General features: G+C 72.0%; 10 protein-coding genes. 1 reads left to right on the top strand and 9 read right to left on the bottom strand.

Annotated elements, in window-relative coordinates; genetic code table 11:
- The 6 genes from ABLE88_RS10830 to ABLE88_RS10855 are packed head-to-tail and all read right to left on the bottom strand — an operon-like array spanning position 1 to position 8604.
- On the bottom strand, positions 1 to 1716 hold the full coding sequence (locus tag ABLE88_RS10830; RefSeq protein WP_348831590.1) for an ABC transporter ATP-binding protein: 1716 nt from the start codon (positions 1714 to 1716) through the stop codon (positions 1 to 3).
- Positions 1717 to 1740: 24 nt separating this feature from the next.
- Positions 1741 to 2832 (bottom strand): siderophore-interacting protein, encoded by a 1092-nt coding sequence (locus ABLE88_RS10835; protein WP_348831591.1) that lies wholly within the window; start codon positions 2830 to 2832, stop codon positions 1741 to 1743.
- Positions 2825 to 4807 carry a Fe(3+)-hydroxamate ABC transporter permease FhuB gene (gene fhuB / locus ABLE88_RS10840; RefSeq protein WP_348831663.1) on the bottom strand — a complete coding sequence of 661 codons (1983 nt, stop codon included), beginning with the start codon at positions 4805 to 4807 and terminating at the stop codon, positions 2825 to 2827. The genes ABLE88_RS10835 and fhuB overlap by 8 nt, the downstream gene beginning before the upstream one ends.
- A gap of 1 nt (position 4808) precedes the next feature.
- Complete coding sequence (locus ABLE88_RS10845) at positions 4809 to 5690, bottom strand: ABC transporter substrate-binding protein (RefSeq protein ID WP_348831592.1); 882 nt, start codon at positions 5688 to 5690, stop codon at positions 4809 to 4811.
- On the bottom strand, positions 5687 to 6499 hold the full coding sequence (locus ABLE88_RS10850; RefSeq protein WP_348831593.1) for an ABC transporter ATP-binding protein: 813 nt from the start codon (positions 6497 to 6499) through the stop codon (positions 5687 to 5689). The genes ABLE88_RS10845 and ABLE88_RS10850 overlap by 4 nt, the downstream gene beginning before the upstream one ends.
- Positions 6493 to 8604: a TonB-dependent siderophore receptor gene (locus ABLE88_RS10855; RefSeq protein ID WP_348831594.1), complete on the bottom strand. Its 2112-nt coding sequence runs from the start codon at positions 8602 to 8604 to the stop codon at positions 6493 to 6495. The genes ABLE88_RS10850 and ABLE88_RS10855 overlap by 7 nt, the downstream gene beginning before the upstream one ends.
- 284 nt (positions 8605 to 8888) lie before the next feature.
- On the opposite strand from ABLE88_RS10855, the gene ABLE88_RS10860 reads away from it, so the two are divergent.
- Positions 8889 to 9767, top strand: a complete 879-nt coding sequence (locus tag ABLE88_RS10860) for a helix-turn-helix domain-containing protein (protein WP_348831595.1) — start codon at positions 8889 to 8891, stop codon at positions 9765 to 9767.
- Positions 9768 to 9807: 40 nt separating this feature from the next.
- On the opposite strand, the gene ABLE88_RS10865 is transcribed toward ABLE88_RS10860, so the two are convergent.
- The 3 genes from ABLE88_RS10865 to ABLE88_RS10875 are packed head-to-tail and all read right to left on the bottom strand — an operon-like array spanning position 9808 to position 14571.
- Positions 9808 to 11769 carry a MacB family efflux pump subunit gene (locus ABLE88_RS10865; RefSeq protein WP_348831596.1) on the bottom strand — a complete coding sequence of 654 codons (1962 nt, stop codon included), beginning with the start codon at positions 11767 to 11769 and terminating at the stop codon, positions 9808 to 9810.
- Positions 11770 to 11771: 2 nt separating this feature from the next.
- On the bottom strand, positions 11772 to 13043 hold the full coding sequence (locus tag ABLE88_RS10870) for an efflux RND transporter periplasmic adaptor subunit (RefSeq protein ID WP_348831598.1): 1272 nt from the start codon (positions 13041 to 13043) through the stop codon (positions 11772 to 11774).
- 13 nt (positions 13044 to 13056) lie between these two features.
- Positions 13057 to 14571 carry an efflux transporter outer membrane subunit gene (locus tag ABLE88_RS10875; RefSeq protein ID WP_348831599.1) on the bottom strand — a complete coding sequence of 505 codons (1515 nt, stop codon included), beginning with the start codon at positions 14569 to 14571 and terminating at the stop codon, positions 13057 to 13059.
- Between the last annotated feature and the right edge of the window lie 236 nt (positions 14572 to 14807).

The following is a 14807-nucleotide window of genomic DNA, read 5'->3' on the forward strand; positions in this document are numbered from 1 at the left end:
TCACAGGGCCGACTGGGTCCGCACCAGGCGCGAATAGAGGCCGCCGGCCTCCAGCAGCTCGTCATGGGCGCCTTCCTCGCTCACACCCTCGCGCGTCACGACGATGATGCGGTCGGCGTTGCGCACCGTCGACAGGCGGTGGGCGATCACCAAAGTGGTGCGGCCGCGCGACAGCGCGGCCAGCGCCAGCTGGATCTCGCGCTCGGTCTCGCTGTCGAGCGCGGAGGTGGCCTCGTCGAGGATCAGGATCGGCGGGTCCTTGAGGAACATCCGGGCGATGGCGAGGCGCTGCTTCTGCCCGCCGGACAGCTTCACGCCGCGCTCGCCCACCGCCGTGTCGAGGCCGAGCGGCAGGCCGGCGATCATGTCATCGAGGCGTGCCTTCCGCGCGGCGTCCAGGATCTCGGCGTCGGAGGCGCCGAGCCGGCCATAGGCGATGTTGTCCCTGATGGTTCCGGCGAACAGGAACACGTCCTGCTGGACGATGCCGATGGCGCGCCGGAGCGAGGCGAGCGTCACGTCGCGGATGTCGTGCCCGTCGATGGTGATGCGCCCGGCGCCGACCTCGTAGAAGCGCGGCAGCAGGGCGCAGATGGTGGTCTTGCCGGCGCCGGAAGGGCCGACGAAGGCCACCGTTTCCCCTGGGGCGATGGACAGCGACAGGCCGCGCAGCACCGGTTTTTCCGCCGTGTAGCCGAAGCCCACGTCCGCGTAGCGCACCGCGCCGCGCACCTTGTCCAGCACCAGGGCGCCGGGCCGGTCGGTGATGTCGGGCTCGGTGGCGAGGAATTCGAGATAGGAGCGGAAGCCGGCGATCCCCTTGGGATAGATTTCCACCACCGCCGCGATCTTCTCCAGCGGCCGGAAGAACACCGCGACCAGCAGCAGGAAGCCGACGAAGCCGCCATTGGTGAGCTCGCCGTGGATCACGAACCAGGTGCCCGCCAGCATCACCGCCAGCTGGGTGAGGCGCATGCCCACATAGCCGAGCGACATGTTGGCGGCCATCAGCCGGTAGGCGGCGAGCTTGGTCTCGCGATAGCGGCCGTTGTCGAGGGCGAACAAGGCCCGCTCATGGTCCTCGTTGGCGAACGCCTGGACTACCCTTATGCCGCCCACATTCTCCTCGATCCGGGCGTTGAAGGCGCCGACGCGGCCGAACAAGGCGCGGAAGTTCTCGGTCATGGCGCGCCCGTAATGGGTGGTCGCGAACGCCACCGCCGGCACGATCGCGCCGGTGATCAGCGCGAGCGGCACGTTCACCCACAGCATCAGCAGGAAGGCGCCGATGAAGGTCATCACCGCCAGGAACACGTCCTCGGGCCCGTGATGGGCGATCTCGCCCACCTCCTCGAGATTCTTGGTGAGGCGCGCCACCAGGTGCCCGGTCTTGTGGTTGTCGAAGAAGGAGAAGCTGAGCTTCTGCACGTGGTCGAAGGCGCGTCGGCGCATCTCGGTCTCGATGTTGATGCCGAGCATGTGGCCCCAATAGGTCACCACCGCCATCAGGCCGGTGTTCACCAGGTAGATCACGAGCAGGCCGAGCGAGGCGAGCAGGATCAGGCTCCAGTCCTGCGCCGGCAGCAGATGGTCGACGAACGCCTTGACCGCGATGGGGAAGCCGAGCTCCAGCAGCCCGGCCAGGATCGCGCAGGAAAAATCCAGCAGGAACAAGCCTTTGTAAGGCGCATAATAAGAAAAGAACTGGCGTAGCATGGCTGGCTCTGAAAGGGCTCGCTGTCAATCGCTGATATCTACGCCTTCATGGCCACGGCGCCAGTAGGCGGCGACGGCGATCTGGCTCTTGTGCAGGCCGCGGTCCTGGAGCAGGTGGGTGCGCAGGCGCCGCGCGAGCGCCTGCTCGCAGCCGGCGAAGACCTTCATCTTGCTGCGGTCGGTGGGGAAGGCCTCGCCGCGCAGCCCCGCCTCGATCAGGTCCGTGGTCCCGGCCGGGGCGCCGCCGCGGTGGAGCCAGCGGACCGCGAGCGCGGCCGGCGAGCGCAAGGGCTGCTCCTCGGCCGCGTCGGCAACCTCGATCACGCAGCGCGCTTCCACGCGGACGGTGCCGATCCGGGCCGGCAGGGCCTCGAGCATCCGGGCGATGGCGGGCAAGGCGGTCTCGTCCCCGGCGAACAGGTTGACGGCCGCCGGCACGAACGGCGCGCCGCCCGGACCGAGCAGGCCGACCCGCGCGCCCGGCCGGGCGTTGCGCGCCCAGTCGGCGCCGGGCGTCGCCGCGCCGTCGTGCAAGGCGACGTCGATGGCGATCTCGCCGCGCGCGCGGTCCACGGCGCGAACCGTGTAGACGCGCGGCACCAAAGCATCCGCGCCCTGCGGCCAGACCAGGCGGCCCATGGCGTCCGCGCGCGGCCACACCGGCGCGCGCCCTGGCGGCGGGATCAGCACCCGGACATGGAGCGCTGCGGCGTCGAAATGGGCGGCGTCACCCGCCAGCACCACCCGGCGCATGCGCGGCGTCACCGGATGCGCGCGCACCACCGCGAGCTCGCGGAAGAAGGCCGGCGCGCCGCCGCCGGCGCCGGCCCCGGTCCAGGCGAAAGCGGGGGCCGCGCCGGGGATGCGCGCGAGCGCGTCGGCGGTCGCCATCTTGGCGTAAGCGAGCGCGCTCGCGGTCGGGCAGGCGCAGGCGATCACCAGCACGCCGCTTTTGGTCGCCAGCGACAGCCGGCCGAAGCGCGGGCTCGCCACCACGGCGCCGGCCGCCGTGCGCACCACCTCGGCGTCGCCGGCGAAGCGATCGGCGAGGGCGGCGAGCGCGGCCTCGGGATCGGTGAGGGGCACGCGGGCCTCGGCCTCCATGAGCTCAGCCATGGCGTTCGCTCCGGCGCTGGAGCAGCCAGATCAGATACGGCCCGCCCACCAAAGCGGCGAAGAAGCCGACCGGGATCTGATAGGGATAAGCGAGCGTGCGCCCGAGGAAATCGGCGAGCACCAGCAGGCCGGCGCCCAGCAGCGCGGCGGCGAAGGGGAACAGACGCGCCCCGGCAAGCCCGAGGCGCAGCGCCAGATGCGGCGCCAGCAGCCCGACGAGGCTGAGCGGGCCGACGAAGAAGGCGGCGACCGCCGTCATGAGGGCGGCGAGCAGCGCGAGCGCGAGCCGGCTCGCCGCCACCGGCACGCCGAGGCTCGCGCTCACCGGCGCGCCGAGCGGCAGGATGGCGATCCAGCGCCCGAGCCAGGGCAGCGGCATGAGCAGGATCAGCGTCGCGAGCGCCAGCACGAGCGCCTCGGGCGCGTCCACCCGGTCGGTGGAGCCCGACATCCAGGTGAGCAGCAGGAAGGTGTTCCAGCCGCCGGCCGCGAACACCGCGGAGAGGATGGCGAGGCAGGTGGCGCCGAGCGCGACGCCGGCGAGCAGCATGCGCTCCGGCCCGAAGGCGGTGCGCAATCCCATGGCGAGGATGAAGGCCATGGCGATAAGCGCGCCGAGGGCGCTCGCCGCCATCTGCGTGCCCCGGCCGGGCATGTCGAAGAGGATGAGGGCGGCGGCGATGCCCACCCCCGCGCCGGCGCCGACCCCCAGCACTTCGGGGCCGGCGAGCGGGTTGCCGGTGAGGCGCTGCATCAGCGCCCCGGCGGCGCCCAGGAGGGCCCCCGCGCAGGCCGCCGCCGCGACCCGCGGGGCGCGGAACGGCAAGAGGTCGGCGAACAGCGCGCCGGTGGCGAGCGACCAGCCGTCCGGTCCCGGTCCGAGCGTCAGCGCCAGTCCGGCGAGGAGCAGCGCGCCGCCGGCGACGAAGGCCATTGCGCGGCCGGGCCGCGCGCGGCGCCGCACCGCGCCGGCGCGCGGGGCGGGGGGCGTGGTCGGCCGCACCTTCGGCAGCAGCCACAGCAGCAGCGGCCCGCCCAGCAGGCCCACCATGGCGCCGGTGGGCACGAGGTCGCCCGAGCCGGTCGCGGTGGCGAGCACCAGCCCGTCGGCGAGGCTCAGCAGCAAAGCGCCGATGAGCGGCGCGCGCCACAGCATCTCGGCCGGGGTGCGGGCGCCGGAGAGCCGCGCGAACGCGGGCGCCGCAAGACCGACGAAGCCGATGAGGCCCACCTCGGCGATCACGCTCGCCGCCAGCCACACCGCGAGGCCGATCACCAAAGCGCGCACGGCGGGCAGCGCCACGCCGAGGCTGCGGGCGCCCTGATCGTCGAGCGCCAGCATCGCGAGCGGCCGCAGCAGCAGCACCGCCGCCGCGCCGCCGAGCGCCAGCCGGATGCCGATGGTGACGGCGCTGTTCCAGTTCTGCTGGTGCAGCGATCCCGCGCCCCAGATATAGACCGAGAGCACGTATTCGCCGCGCGCCAGCACCACCGCGGCGCTCGCCGCCGCCGCCATCAGCGCCACCGTCATGCCCGCCACCACCACGGTGACGGGATCGAGCCCGCGCCGCCAGGCGAGCGCCAGGACCAGCGCCACCGCGCCCGCGCCGCCGGCGAAGGCGACCGCCTCGCGGGAGACGGCGAGCAGGCCGGGGGCGAAGGCGAGCGAAAGCGTCAGCGCCAGCTGCGCGCCGGAGGCGATGCCGATGGTGGAGGGATCGGCGATGGGGTTGCGCAGCAGCCGCTGCAGCAGCGCGCCCGCCAGGCCCAGGGCCGCGCCCGCCAGCAAAGCGGTGGCGGCGCGCGGCAGCAGGCTCTGCCACAGCAAGGCGGCGTTAAGCCGGCGCACGGTCTCCGGGTCGCCGGCGATCTCCGGTCGGCGCAGCACGCCGACCGCGAACAGCGCCAGCGCCAGCGCGCCGAGGGCGAACCACACGGACAGGCGCGGACCGGAGCCCTCCCGCGGCAGCGTCACGTCAGCCAAAGCGCGCCTCCGCGGGATGGGTGAGCGCCTGCGTCAGCAGCCGGGAAAAGCGCATGGCGGTGGGCAGGCCGCCGAACGGGTTCATGGAGCCGAGCACCACCACCCGCTGCTCGCGCACGCTCGGCAGCGCGCGCCAGATGGCGCTCTGCGGCAGGATGCGGCGCGCGTCGGGCGGCACCGGCGGCAGGATCACCAGCTCGGCGTCGGCGAAGCGCGCCAGCGCCTCCAGCCCCACCGGGGCGGAGGCGGCATAGGAGGTGGCGGCGGTCCAGGCATTGGCGAGGCCGAGGCGGGCCAGCACCTCGCCGAACATGCTGTCGCGGCCGAACACCCGGAAATGGCGGGCGTCGCCGAGATTGATGACCAGCAGCGGGCGCGCCGGCCGGCCGGCGAGCGCGGCGCGGCAGCCGGCGAGCGTGTCCTCGGTCGCGGTGATCAGGGCGGCGGCGGCGTCGGGCCGGCCGGTCGCCGCGGCGACCCGCGCTGCAGCGTCGGCGGCGCGCGCGAACGGCGGCTCGCCGCGCGCATAGATGGAGAGGGTCTCCACCGGCGCGATCAGGCGCAGCTTGGGCTCGGAGGCGACATAATAGGCCGAGTTGAAGATCAGGTCCGGCGCGGCGCGGCGCAGGGCCTCGAAATTGGGCATGCCGCGCAGCCCGAGGTCGACGACGTTCGCCGGTACCGGCGGCTCGACCGCCACCCGCGCGAACAGCACCAGCTCGGCCGCCGCCACCGGGGTCACGTCCATGGCGAGCAGGGTTTCGAGGAGCGCCCAGTCGAGGGTCGCGACGCGCGGCGCCGCGGCCCCGGCCGGGCGGGCGGCGAGCAGCGCCGCGGCGGCGGCGAGAACCGCCCGGCGCGACAGGCGCCTCACAGCACGAACCCCATGGGCTCACCGCTCACGGGGTGGGGCACGATGCCCATGTCGACGTCGTAGATCGCCCGCAGGGTGTCGGGCCGCATCATCTCGGGCGCCGGCCCCTCGGCCTGGAGCCGGCCGGCGCGCAGCGCCACCAGCCGGTCGCAGATGCGGGCGGCAAGGTTGATGTCGTGCAGCACCACGATCACGGTCATGCCGGCTCCCTCACCGGCGAGCGCGCGCACGATGGCGAGCACCTCCATCTGGTGCGCCACGTCGAGGGCGGAGGTGGGTTCGTCGAGCAGCAGGCAGCGCGGGCCGCCGCCCTCCTGCTTCAGCTGCGCCAGCATCAAAGCGAGCCAGGCGCGCTGGCGCTCGCCGCCGGAGAGGGTGTCCACCTGCCGGTCCTCGAGCCGCTCGAGCCCGGTGCGCCGGATCGCCGCCGCCACCGCCGCCGCGTCGGCGGCGCCGAAGCGCCCGAGTGCGCCGTGCCAGGGATAGCGGCCGAGCGCCACCAGCTCGCGCACGCTCATGCCGTCGGTCGACGGCGTCGCCTGGGGCATGTAGGCGACCTTGCGGGCGAAGGCGCGGCCGCGCCAGCGCGCCAGCTCCACCCCCTCGAAGCGGGCCGCGCCGGCGCTCGGCGCCAGCTGGCGCGCGAGCACCTTCATGAGCGTGCTCTTGCCGGAGCCGTTCGGTCCGATGAGCCCGTAGACCTTGCCGGCGTCCAGCGTCAGCGTCAGCGGCTCAAGGATCTGCCGGCCGCCGGCGTCGACGCCGACCCCGTCGAGCCGCCACAGCGCCGCTTCGGCGGCCGCTACCATCGGTAGCTGAGCTGGCCGACCACGGTGCGGCCGTTGCCGTAATAGCAGCCGAAGAAGCCGCAACTGGCGACGTAGGTCTCGTTGGCGATGTTGTTCACGTTGATCTGCGCCTTGTAGGGGCCCTTCTCGTAGGACAAAGCGGCGTCGAACAGGGTGTTGGCGTCGAGGAAGATGGAATTGTCGTCGAGCGCGTAGCGCGAACCCACGTAGCGCACGCCGCCGGCGATGCCGAGCCCGCTCAGCGTGCCGCTCTTGAAGGTGTATTGGAGCCAGACATTGGCCATGTTGTCGGGCACGTTGGCGGGCCGGTTGCCGGCATATTCGCCTTCGGTGATCTCGGCGTTCATGTAGGTGTAGTTGGCGAGCACGCGCCAGCCTTCCGACAGGCTCATGGTGGCGCTGAGCTCGAGGCCCTTCACCTCCACCGCGCCGATCTGGGTCTGGTAGTTGATGCCGCCGATCAGCTCGTTCGAGAGCACGTTCTGCTGGCGGATGTCGTACAAAGCGGCGGTGAAGAAGGCGTTCCAGCCCACCGGCTGGTACTTCACGCCCAGTTCGTACTGTTCGCCGGTGGTCGGCTTGAAGGCGGCGCCGCCGAGCACGGCCGGCATGTTGCCGATCACCGGCTCGAACGAGGTGGAATAGCTCGCATAGGGCGCGAGGCCGTTGGCGAACAGATAGGTGAGGCCGATGCGGCCGGTGGTGGCGGCGTCGTTCTGGTCCTGGACCGTGTCGCCGAAATTGGTGTCGGTGGTGGAATCGATGCTGGCCCAGTCGTGCCTGAGGCCGGCGGTGAGCAGCCACTTGCCGTAGCGCACCTGGTCCTGGGCGTAGAGGCCGGTCTGGGACAGCGTGCCGTTCACCGCCGAGGTGTACCAGGGCGTGCCGGGATTGATCGGGCCATAGGTCGGCGCCAGCAGGCTGATGGGCGGGGCGAGGCCGAACTCGGTCAGGTCGTCCTGGGTGAAATGGCGGTAGTCGAGGCCCATCAAGAGCTTGTGGGAGAGCGCCCCGGTGTGGAAATCGCCCTGGATCTGGGTGTCGAGGGTGAAGGTGCCCTGGTTCTCGCTGTTGTTGGAGGAGCCGCGGTTGGCGATCGTCGGGTTGGTGGCGCTGAGGCTGCTGTAATAGAGGTTGCTGTAGTCCCAATCGAGGCTCAGATAGCGCCCGTTCTGGCGCACCTGCCACACGTCGTTGAAGCGGTGCTGGAACTCGTAGCCGATGCTCGCCAGGGTGCGGCTCGAGGAATCGTAGCTGGGATCGCCGACGAACAGGTTGGTGGAGAGCAGATTGCGGTAGGGGCCGACGGTGTATTCCACCGGCATGCCCACCGGCGAGCCCACCTCGTCATACTGCACGTTGGCGAGGATGGTGAGCGAGGTGTCGGCACCCTTCCAGGTGACCGCCGGGGCGAAGAACAGGCGGTTGTCGTTCAGGAAGTCGGTCTGCATGCCCGAATCGCGGGCGAGGCCGGTGAGGCGGTAGGCGAAATCGGTGCCGACCACGCCGCCGATGTCGAACGCGCCCACATAGCGGTCGAACGAGCCGATCTGTCCCTGCACCTCGCCGAAATTGGTGAAGGTGGGCCGCTTGCTGATCATGTCGATGAGGCCGCCGGGATTGCCCTGGCCGTAGAGCACCGAGGCCGGGCCGAGCAGCACGTCGATGCGCTCGAGGCCGTAGGGCTCGATGGAGACCGCGCCGAGCTCGCGCATCAGCTTCAGGCCGTTGAGATACTGGCTGTTGGCGGCGTCGAAGCCGCGCAAGAGCGGGGCGTCGAAGCGCGGATCGGTGCCGAACGGCTGGCCCAGCACGCCGACCGAATAGTCGAGCGCCTGGCCGACATTCTGCACCGCCCGGTCGTCCATCTGGTCGCGCGTCACCACCGAGACCGACTGCGGGATCTCGATGAGGGGGGTGTCGGTCTTCGAGCCGGTGATGGTGTTCTCGGCGACATAGCCCTCCACCGGTCCGGTGGGCGACGGGTCGTCCTTCCCCTCGACCCTGAGCTCTTCCAGTTGCACGGCCGCCTGCTGCGCCAGCGCCGGCCCGGCGACGAGCGCGCCGACGGCCGCGCCACACAGCAACATAGCCTGGGCTCGCATGCGGGAATTCGCAGTCATTCTCTCACCTGTGCTGAAAGTCGCTAGTTGAGAACACTTAAAAACTGACGCAATCGATCGTCAGCATGGCTTTCAGATCCTGATACCAACTGGATCTCAGCACGGATTGTCAGCTTCACTTGCGGTTTGACGGTTCTTGGCCTCTTATTGCAGGGCAGGCCAGCCAAAGCACGCAGCAAGCTGCTCTTTGCACCTTTTCTAAATTTGGGCACCCATTCGGCAACGGGCAGGGCCGGCGGTCGCGCCGCCCCTGCGGGGTTCGATCCATGGCGTTTCGACCGCGCATGACCTCGTCCATCGAGGGCATCACGCTCATCGACAGCCTCAGCTGGCGCAGCTGGAACGGCGTGGTCGCCGACGTCTGGCACGTCCATTGCGAAGCCGGGGCGCGCGGCAGCTACGTCTCCCAGGACGCGCGCCTGTTCGTCGTCCTGGAGCGCGAGCAGGGCCACACCCAGCTTCGCCTGTCCCCCCGCGGCCCGGACATTGCCGCCAGCGCGCCGGTGCACATGAGCTTCGTGCCGGCGGACATGCCGCTCTGGTCGCGGGTGGAGGAGGCCGGCGAGCTGCGCCATCTGGATTTGCATTTCGACGTGCCGGCGCTCGCCGCGCGCATCGGCGAGGAGCTCGACGCCGAGCGCCTCGGCACGCCACGGCTCGGCTTCACCGACGCGCGCATCCACACGCTCGCCTGCATGATCGCGCGCGAATGCACGGGGCCGGACGCGCGCCACGACCTTTATGGCGATGGGCTGGTGCTCGCGCTGTTCATCGACCTGCTGCAGCTCGGCCGCAATCCGGCGTCCAGGCGCTCGCCTTTGTCGGCGCGCCAGCTGCGCCGGGTCACCGCCTTCCTGGAGGACAACAGCTTCCGCAACATCCGGCTGGAGGAGCTGGCGGCCCTGACCGACCTGTCGCAATCCTATTTCAGCCACGCCTTCAAGGCCGCCACCGGCATGCCGCCCAGCCAGTGGCACATGGAGGCGCGCATGCGCCGGGTGCAGCATTTGCTGGCCACGTCCGACATGCCGCTGCGCGAGATCGCACTCACCGCCGGGTTCGCCGATCAGGCCCACTTCACCCGCATGTTCCGGCGCATCTGCGGCGACACGCCCGCCGCCTGGCGCCGCGCGCGCCGGCCCTGACCCGGCGCGCGTCCGGCCGGACGGCGGGCCGCGACGGCGCTCAGGCGGTCGACAGCGCCGCCACCGGATCGAGCCGCGAGGCGTTGCGCGCCGGCAGGTAGCCGAACAGGACGCCGATCAGGCTCGCGCACGCCACCGCCGCCACCATGGACGTGGCGGAATAGACCAGCTGGAAGTTCGCGCCCAGGGCCTGGAGCAGCGCGCCCGCCGCGAGCGCGAGGGCGATGCCGGCGACCCCGCCCGCCAGGCACACCAGCACCGCCTCGATCAGGAACTGGTGCAGGATGTCGGCGCGCCGCGCCCCCACCGCCATGCGCACGCCGATCTCCGCCACCCGCTCCGACACCGACACCAGCATGATGTTCATCACCCCGATCCCGCCGACCACCAGCGAGATCACGGCGATGGCGGCGATCAGCGCCGTCATGGTCTCGGTGGTGGAGGTGATGGTCCTGCGGATGTCGTCGGTGTTGAGGATGAAGAAGTCGGTGCGGCCGTGGCGCAAAGCGAGGAAGCGGGCGACCTCGCGCTCCGCCGCCGCCATGGGTGCGTCGTCCGCCACCTTGACGGTGATGGAGCGCAGCGTGCGGGTGCCGAGGAAGCGCGTCTGCACCGCCGTGTAGGGCAGATAGATGGACAGGTTCTGGCTCGATCCGAAGCCCGACTGCTGCGGTGCGGCGATGCCCACCACGCGGCAGAACACGTCGCCCACCAGGATCACCTTGCCGACCGGGCTGCCGGCCACGGTGCCGAACAGGGTCTTGCGGGTGTTCTCGTCGATCACCGCGTCGAGGGCGCGCGTCTTCACGCTCGCGGCGTCGAAGAAGCGCCCGGCCGCGAGCCGGGTGCCGCGCGCCGCGAAATAGCCGACGCCGACGCCGTTCACCAGCGCGCTCGCCTCCACCGCGCCGAACCGCACCGTGCTCTGGGTGGAGACCGTGGGCGTCACCGCGGCCACGTAATGCTGGCGCGCCAAAGCGTCGGCGTCGGCCGCCACCAAGGTGGTGATGCGGCCCGAGCGGGTGTCGCCGAAGCTGCGGCCGGCGAAGATCTCCAGCGTGTTGGTGCCGAGGCTCGAGATGTTGGCGAGCACGCGCCGGCGCGAGCCTTCCCCGAGCGCCACCACGCACACCACCGAGGCGATGCCGATGATGATGCCGAGCATGGTGAGGAAGGTGCGCAGGCGGTGCGCGTTCATGGCGAGGAGCGCCATCGCCAACGCCTCCTTGAGCCGGTCGGCGCCGGCGCGCCAGCGGGCGAGCCCGCCCGCCGGGGCAAGGCGCGCGGCGGTCGGCGCGGCGGCGCCCGGGCGGACGGCGGTGGTCCGGTCGGCGACGATCTCGCCGTCGGCGATCTCGACGATGCGCCCGGCGCGCTCGGCCACCTTCATGTCGTGGGTGACGATGATGACGGTGCGCCCCTCCGCGTTGAGCTCGTCGAGGATGCGCAGCACCTGCGCCCCGCTGCGGCTGTCGAGCGCCCCGGTGGGCTCGTCGGCGAGGATCACGTCGGCGCCGTTCATGAGCGCGCGGGCGATCGACACGCGCTGCTGCTGGCCGCCCGAGAGCTGCCCCGGCCGGTGGCCGGCGCGGTCCGCCATGCCGAGGCGGTCCAGCAGGGCTTCGGCGCGCGCCCGCCGCGCCGCGACCGGCGCCCCGGCATAGATCGACGGGATCTCCACATTGCCGAGGGCGGTGAGCTCCGCGAGCAGGTGGTAGCGCTGGAAGATGAAGCCGAAATGCTCGCGCCGCAGCGCCGCGAGCGCGTCGGCGTCGAGCGCGGCGGTCTCCCGGCCGCCCACCCGGTAGCTGCCGGACGTCGGCCGGTCGAGGCAGCCGAGGATGTTCATGAGCGTCGACTTGCCGGACCCCGAGGCGCCGACGATGGCCACCATCTCGCCGCGCGCGATGGTGAGGTCGATGTCCTTGAGGACGCAGAGGGTGCCTTCGCCCGCGGGATACTCGCGGCGCACCCCTCGGAGTTCGATCAGCGGCTCGCCCATGGTCAGAACCCCATGGGCGGCGGCGGTCCGCCGGAGGGGCCGGCGCCGGCCGCGACCGCTTCGCCCGTCACCACGCGCTCGCCCTCCGCGAGCCCCGCGCGGATCTCGGCGGCGACCTTGTCGTTGAGCCCCACCTCGACCTTGCGGCGCTCGACGGAGCCGTCGGACCTCAGCACCCGCACAAACGGGCCGCTCCCGTCGCGTTCGATCGCGGTCGTCGGCACGGTGAGCACGCCGGCGGCGCGGCCGCGCACGATGTGCACCTCGGCGGTCATGTAGGTGCGCAGACGGAGCCGGGGATTGGGCACGTCGAACACGCCGATATAGTAGATCGCCGCCGACGAGGAACTGGACGAGGAGGAGGTCGAGGAGGAGGAAGAAGAGCTGCTCGTGCTCGAGAAGCTGCTGTCGCTCTTGATGGATTCCGGCGCCGGCTCGATGAATTCGAGCTTGCCCTCATAGCGCTCGTCGGGGGCGCCGACGACGGTGAACCAGAGCGGCAGGCCGGTCTCGACGCCAACGATGTCCGCCTCCGAGATCTCGGCCCGCACGGTCATCACGTCGAGCTGGCCGAGGATGACGATGGTGGGCGCGGTCTGCGTCGCGTTCACCGTCTGGCCCTCCTGGGCCACGAGCGAGAGCACGGTGCCGTCGATGGGGGCGGTGATGCGGGTGTAACCGAGATTGGCGCGCGCGGTCTCCACGGCGATCTCGGCCTCGATGATCTGGGCGTCGAGGGCGGCGAGCTGGGCTTTGGTGACCTTGGCCTGCGCCTCGGCCTCCTCGAAATCGGCCTGGGACACCGCCTTCTGCGCCACCATGGTCCTCTGGCGCGCCAGCGTCTGCTCGTTGAGCACCAGCGTCGCCTCCTTTTCGGCCTTCTGGGCCCGCACGTTGGCGAGCGCCGCCTGCGCCGTGCGCAAGGCGTTCTCCTGGGTGACCGATTCGATCTCGGCCACGAGATCGCCCGTCTTCACCGTCTGGCCCAGCTTCACCTTGAAGGCGGTGATGCGGCCGGACGCCTGGGAGCCCACCGCCACCAGCTTGGCGGGCTTCAGCGTGCCGCTGGCGAGCACCGTCTCCTCCACGTCGCCGCGGACCACGGGCGCGCTCATGAGGGTGGTCGCGGGCGTCGGCGCGGACCGGACATAGGCATAGACGCCGGCGGCGAGGGCGAGCGCGAGGAGCCCAAAGAGGTACGCGCGCCGGCGCGGCCGGGCCGCCGGCCGCGGCGCCGCCGTGCTGATCTGGTCGAGGGGAGGGGAAGCGTTCATGGCGCGTGTCCGGTCACTGTGTCGCCGCCACGGGCAGCGGCGCGAAGCGCGGGCCGGTGTCGCGGTCCACCACCTCGGGACGCGCGGTGTCCACCGCGCCGTCCCAGCCGCCGCCGAGGGCCTTGTTGAGGGCGACGTAGTATTTGGCCGTCGCCACCCGGCTCTGGATCAGGCTGGTCTCGGCCGCATAGCGCGCGCGCTCGGCGGTGAGCACGTCGAGGAAGCTCGACGCGCCGCCCTCGTAGAGCGCGCGCGAAAGCCGCGCCGCCTCGCCATAGGCGGCCGCCGAGGCGGCGAGCTTCACGCTCTTGGTGCGCTGGCGGGCCAGCGCCACGGCGGCGTTCTCCACCTCCTCGAGCGCGGTCAGGACCGCGGCCTTGAAGGAAAGGAAGGCCTGGTCGCGCTCCGCCTCCGCCAGCTCCACCGCCGCCTTGAGCTGGCCGCCGGTGAAGATCGGCACCGAGAGCGTCGGGCCGAACGACCAGCTGATGGACGAGGAGCGGGCGAGGTCGCCGAGCTGCGCGCCGGTGGCGTTGATGGTGCCGGTGAGGCTGACCGAGGGATAGCGGTTCGCCTCCGCCTGGGCGACCAGCGCGGTGGACTGGCCGAGCCGGCGCTCGGCGGCGCGCACGTCCGGGCGGCGCGTCAGCACGTCGGCGGGAATGCCGCGCTGGGCCTCCGCGCCCGGCGCCGGCACGGGCCGCGCCTTGGCCATCGCGCCGGCGAGCGCCCCCGGCGCCTGCCCGGTCAGCACCGACAGCCGGTTGACGCTGGCGGCATAGGCCGCCTCGAGCTCGGGAATGTCCGCCTCGGTGCCCACCGCCTGTCCGGTGGCGTTGGCGGTGTCCACGGCGGTGGCGGCGCCGGCCTCGAGCCGGCGGCGGGTCAGCGCCTCGGTGGCGCGCTGGGAGGCCGCGGTGCGGCGGGCGAGCGCGATCTGCGCCTGGTAGCCACGAGCGTCGAGATAGTTGGACGCCACGTCGCCGACCAACGTGAGCAAGGCGGCGTCGAGGTCGTCCACCGCCGCGTCGGCGCCGTAGCGCGCCGCCTCCACGCCGCGCCGGTTGGCGCCGAACAGGTCGATCTCCCAGCTGGCGTCGAAGCCGGCCTGGTACTCGCCATAGCCGCCGCCGACGGTGACGTCGCCATCGCTGCCGATGCGCCCGCCATTGTCGCCGCGGGTGGCGGAGGCGGTGCCGGTGAGCTCAGGAAACAGCGCGCCCACCTGCTGGCGGTAGCTGGCGCGCGCCGCCCGTATTTTGGCCTTGGCGGTGGCCACGTCGAGACTGCCGTCGACGGCCGCGCCCATGAGGGCATCGAGCACCGGGTCGCCGAGCCGGCGCCACCAGCGGGCGATCGGCGCGCGCGCGCCCGCCGCCGGTTGCGTGCCGCCGCTCCAATGGGCCGGCAGCGGCAGATCCGGCGTCGCATAGTCGGGCCCGACGGCGCAGGCCGAGAGCGCGAGCACGCTCATGAGCCCGGCGAGCGCCCGCGCCAAAGCGCCGCCGGCCAAAACCCGGCGCGCCACAGCTTGGCGCCGCCCGGCGCGGGCGCCGGAACGCGGGAAGGAAATGGGTTTCTCCTGCACAGGGCCGTTGCACCGTCATCGATCTGAGGTCGCGGCCCAATGTGGCGGCCATGGTGTCCGCAGCGGGACGCCCAGGCTTCAAATGGTTTCGGCATGTTTCCCAGCTTTGCCGGGCTTGCCCCCTGGAGGGCCCGCGCTGCCGGCGTCCGAGGGGTCTTCGGTGCGCTGTCGGCCCG

The organism is Xanthobacter luteus, assembly GCF_040049235.1.
Classification (GTDB): domain Bacteria; phylum Pseudomonadota; class Alphaproteobacteria; order Rhizobiales; family Xanthobacteraceae; genus Xanthobacter.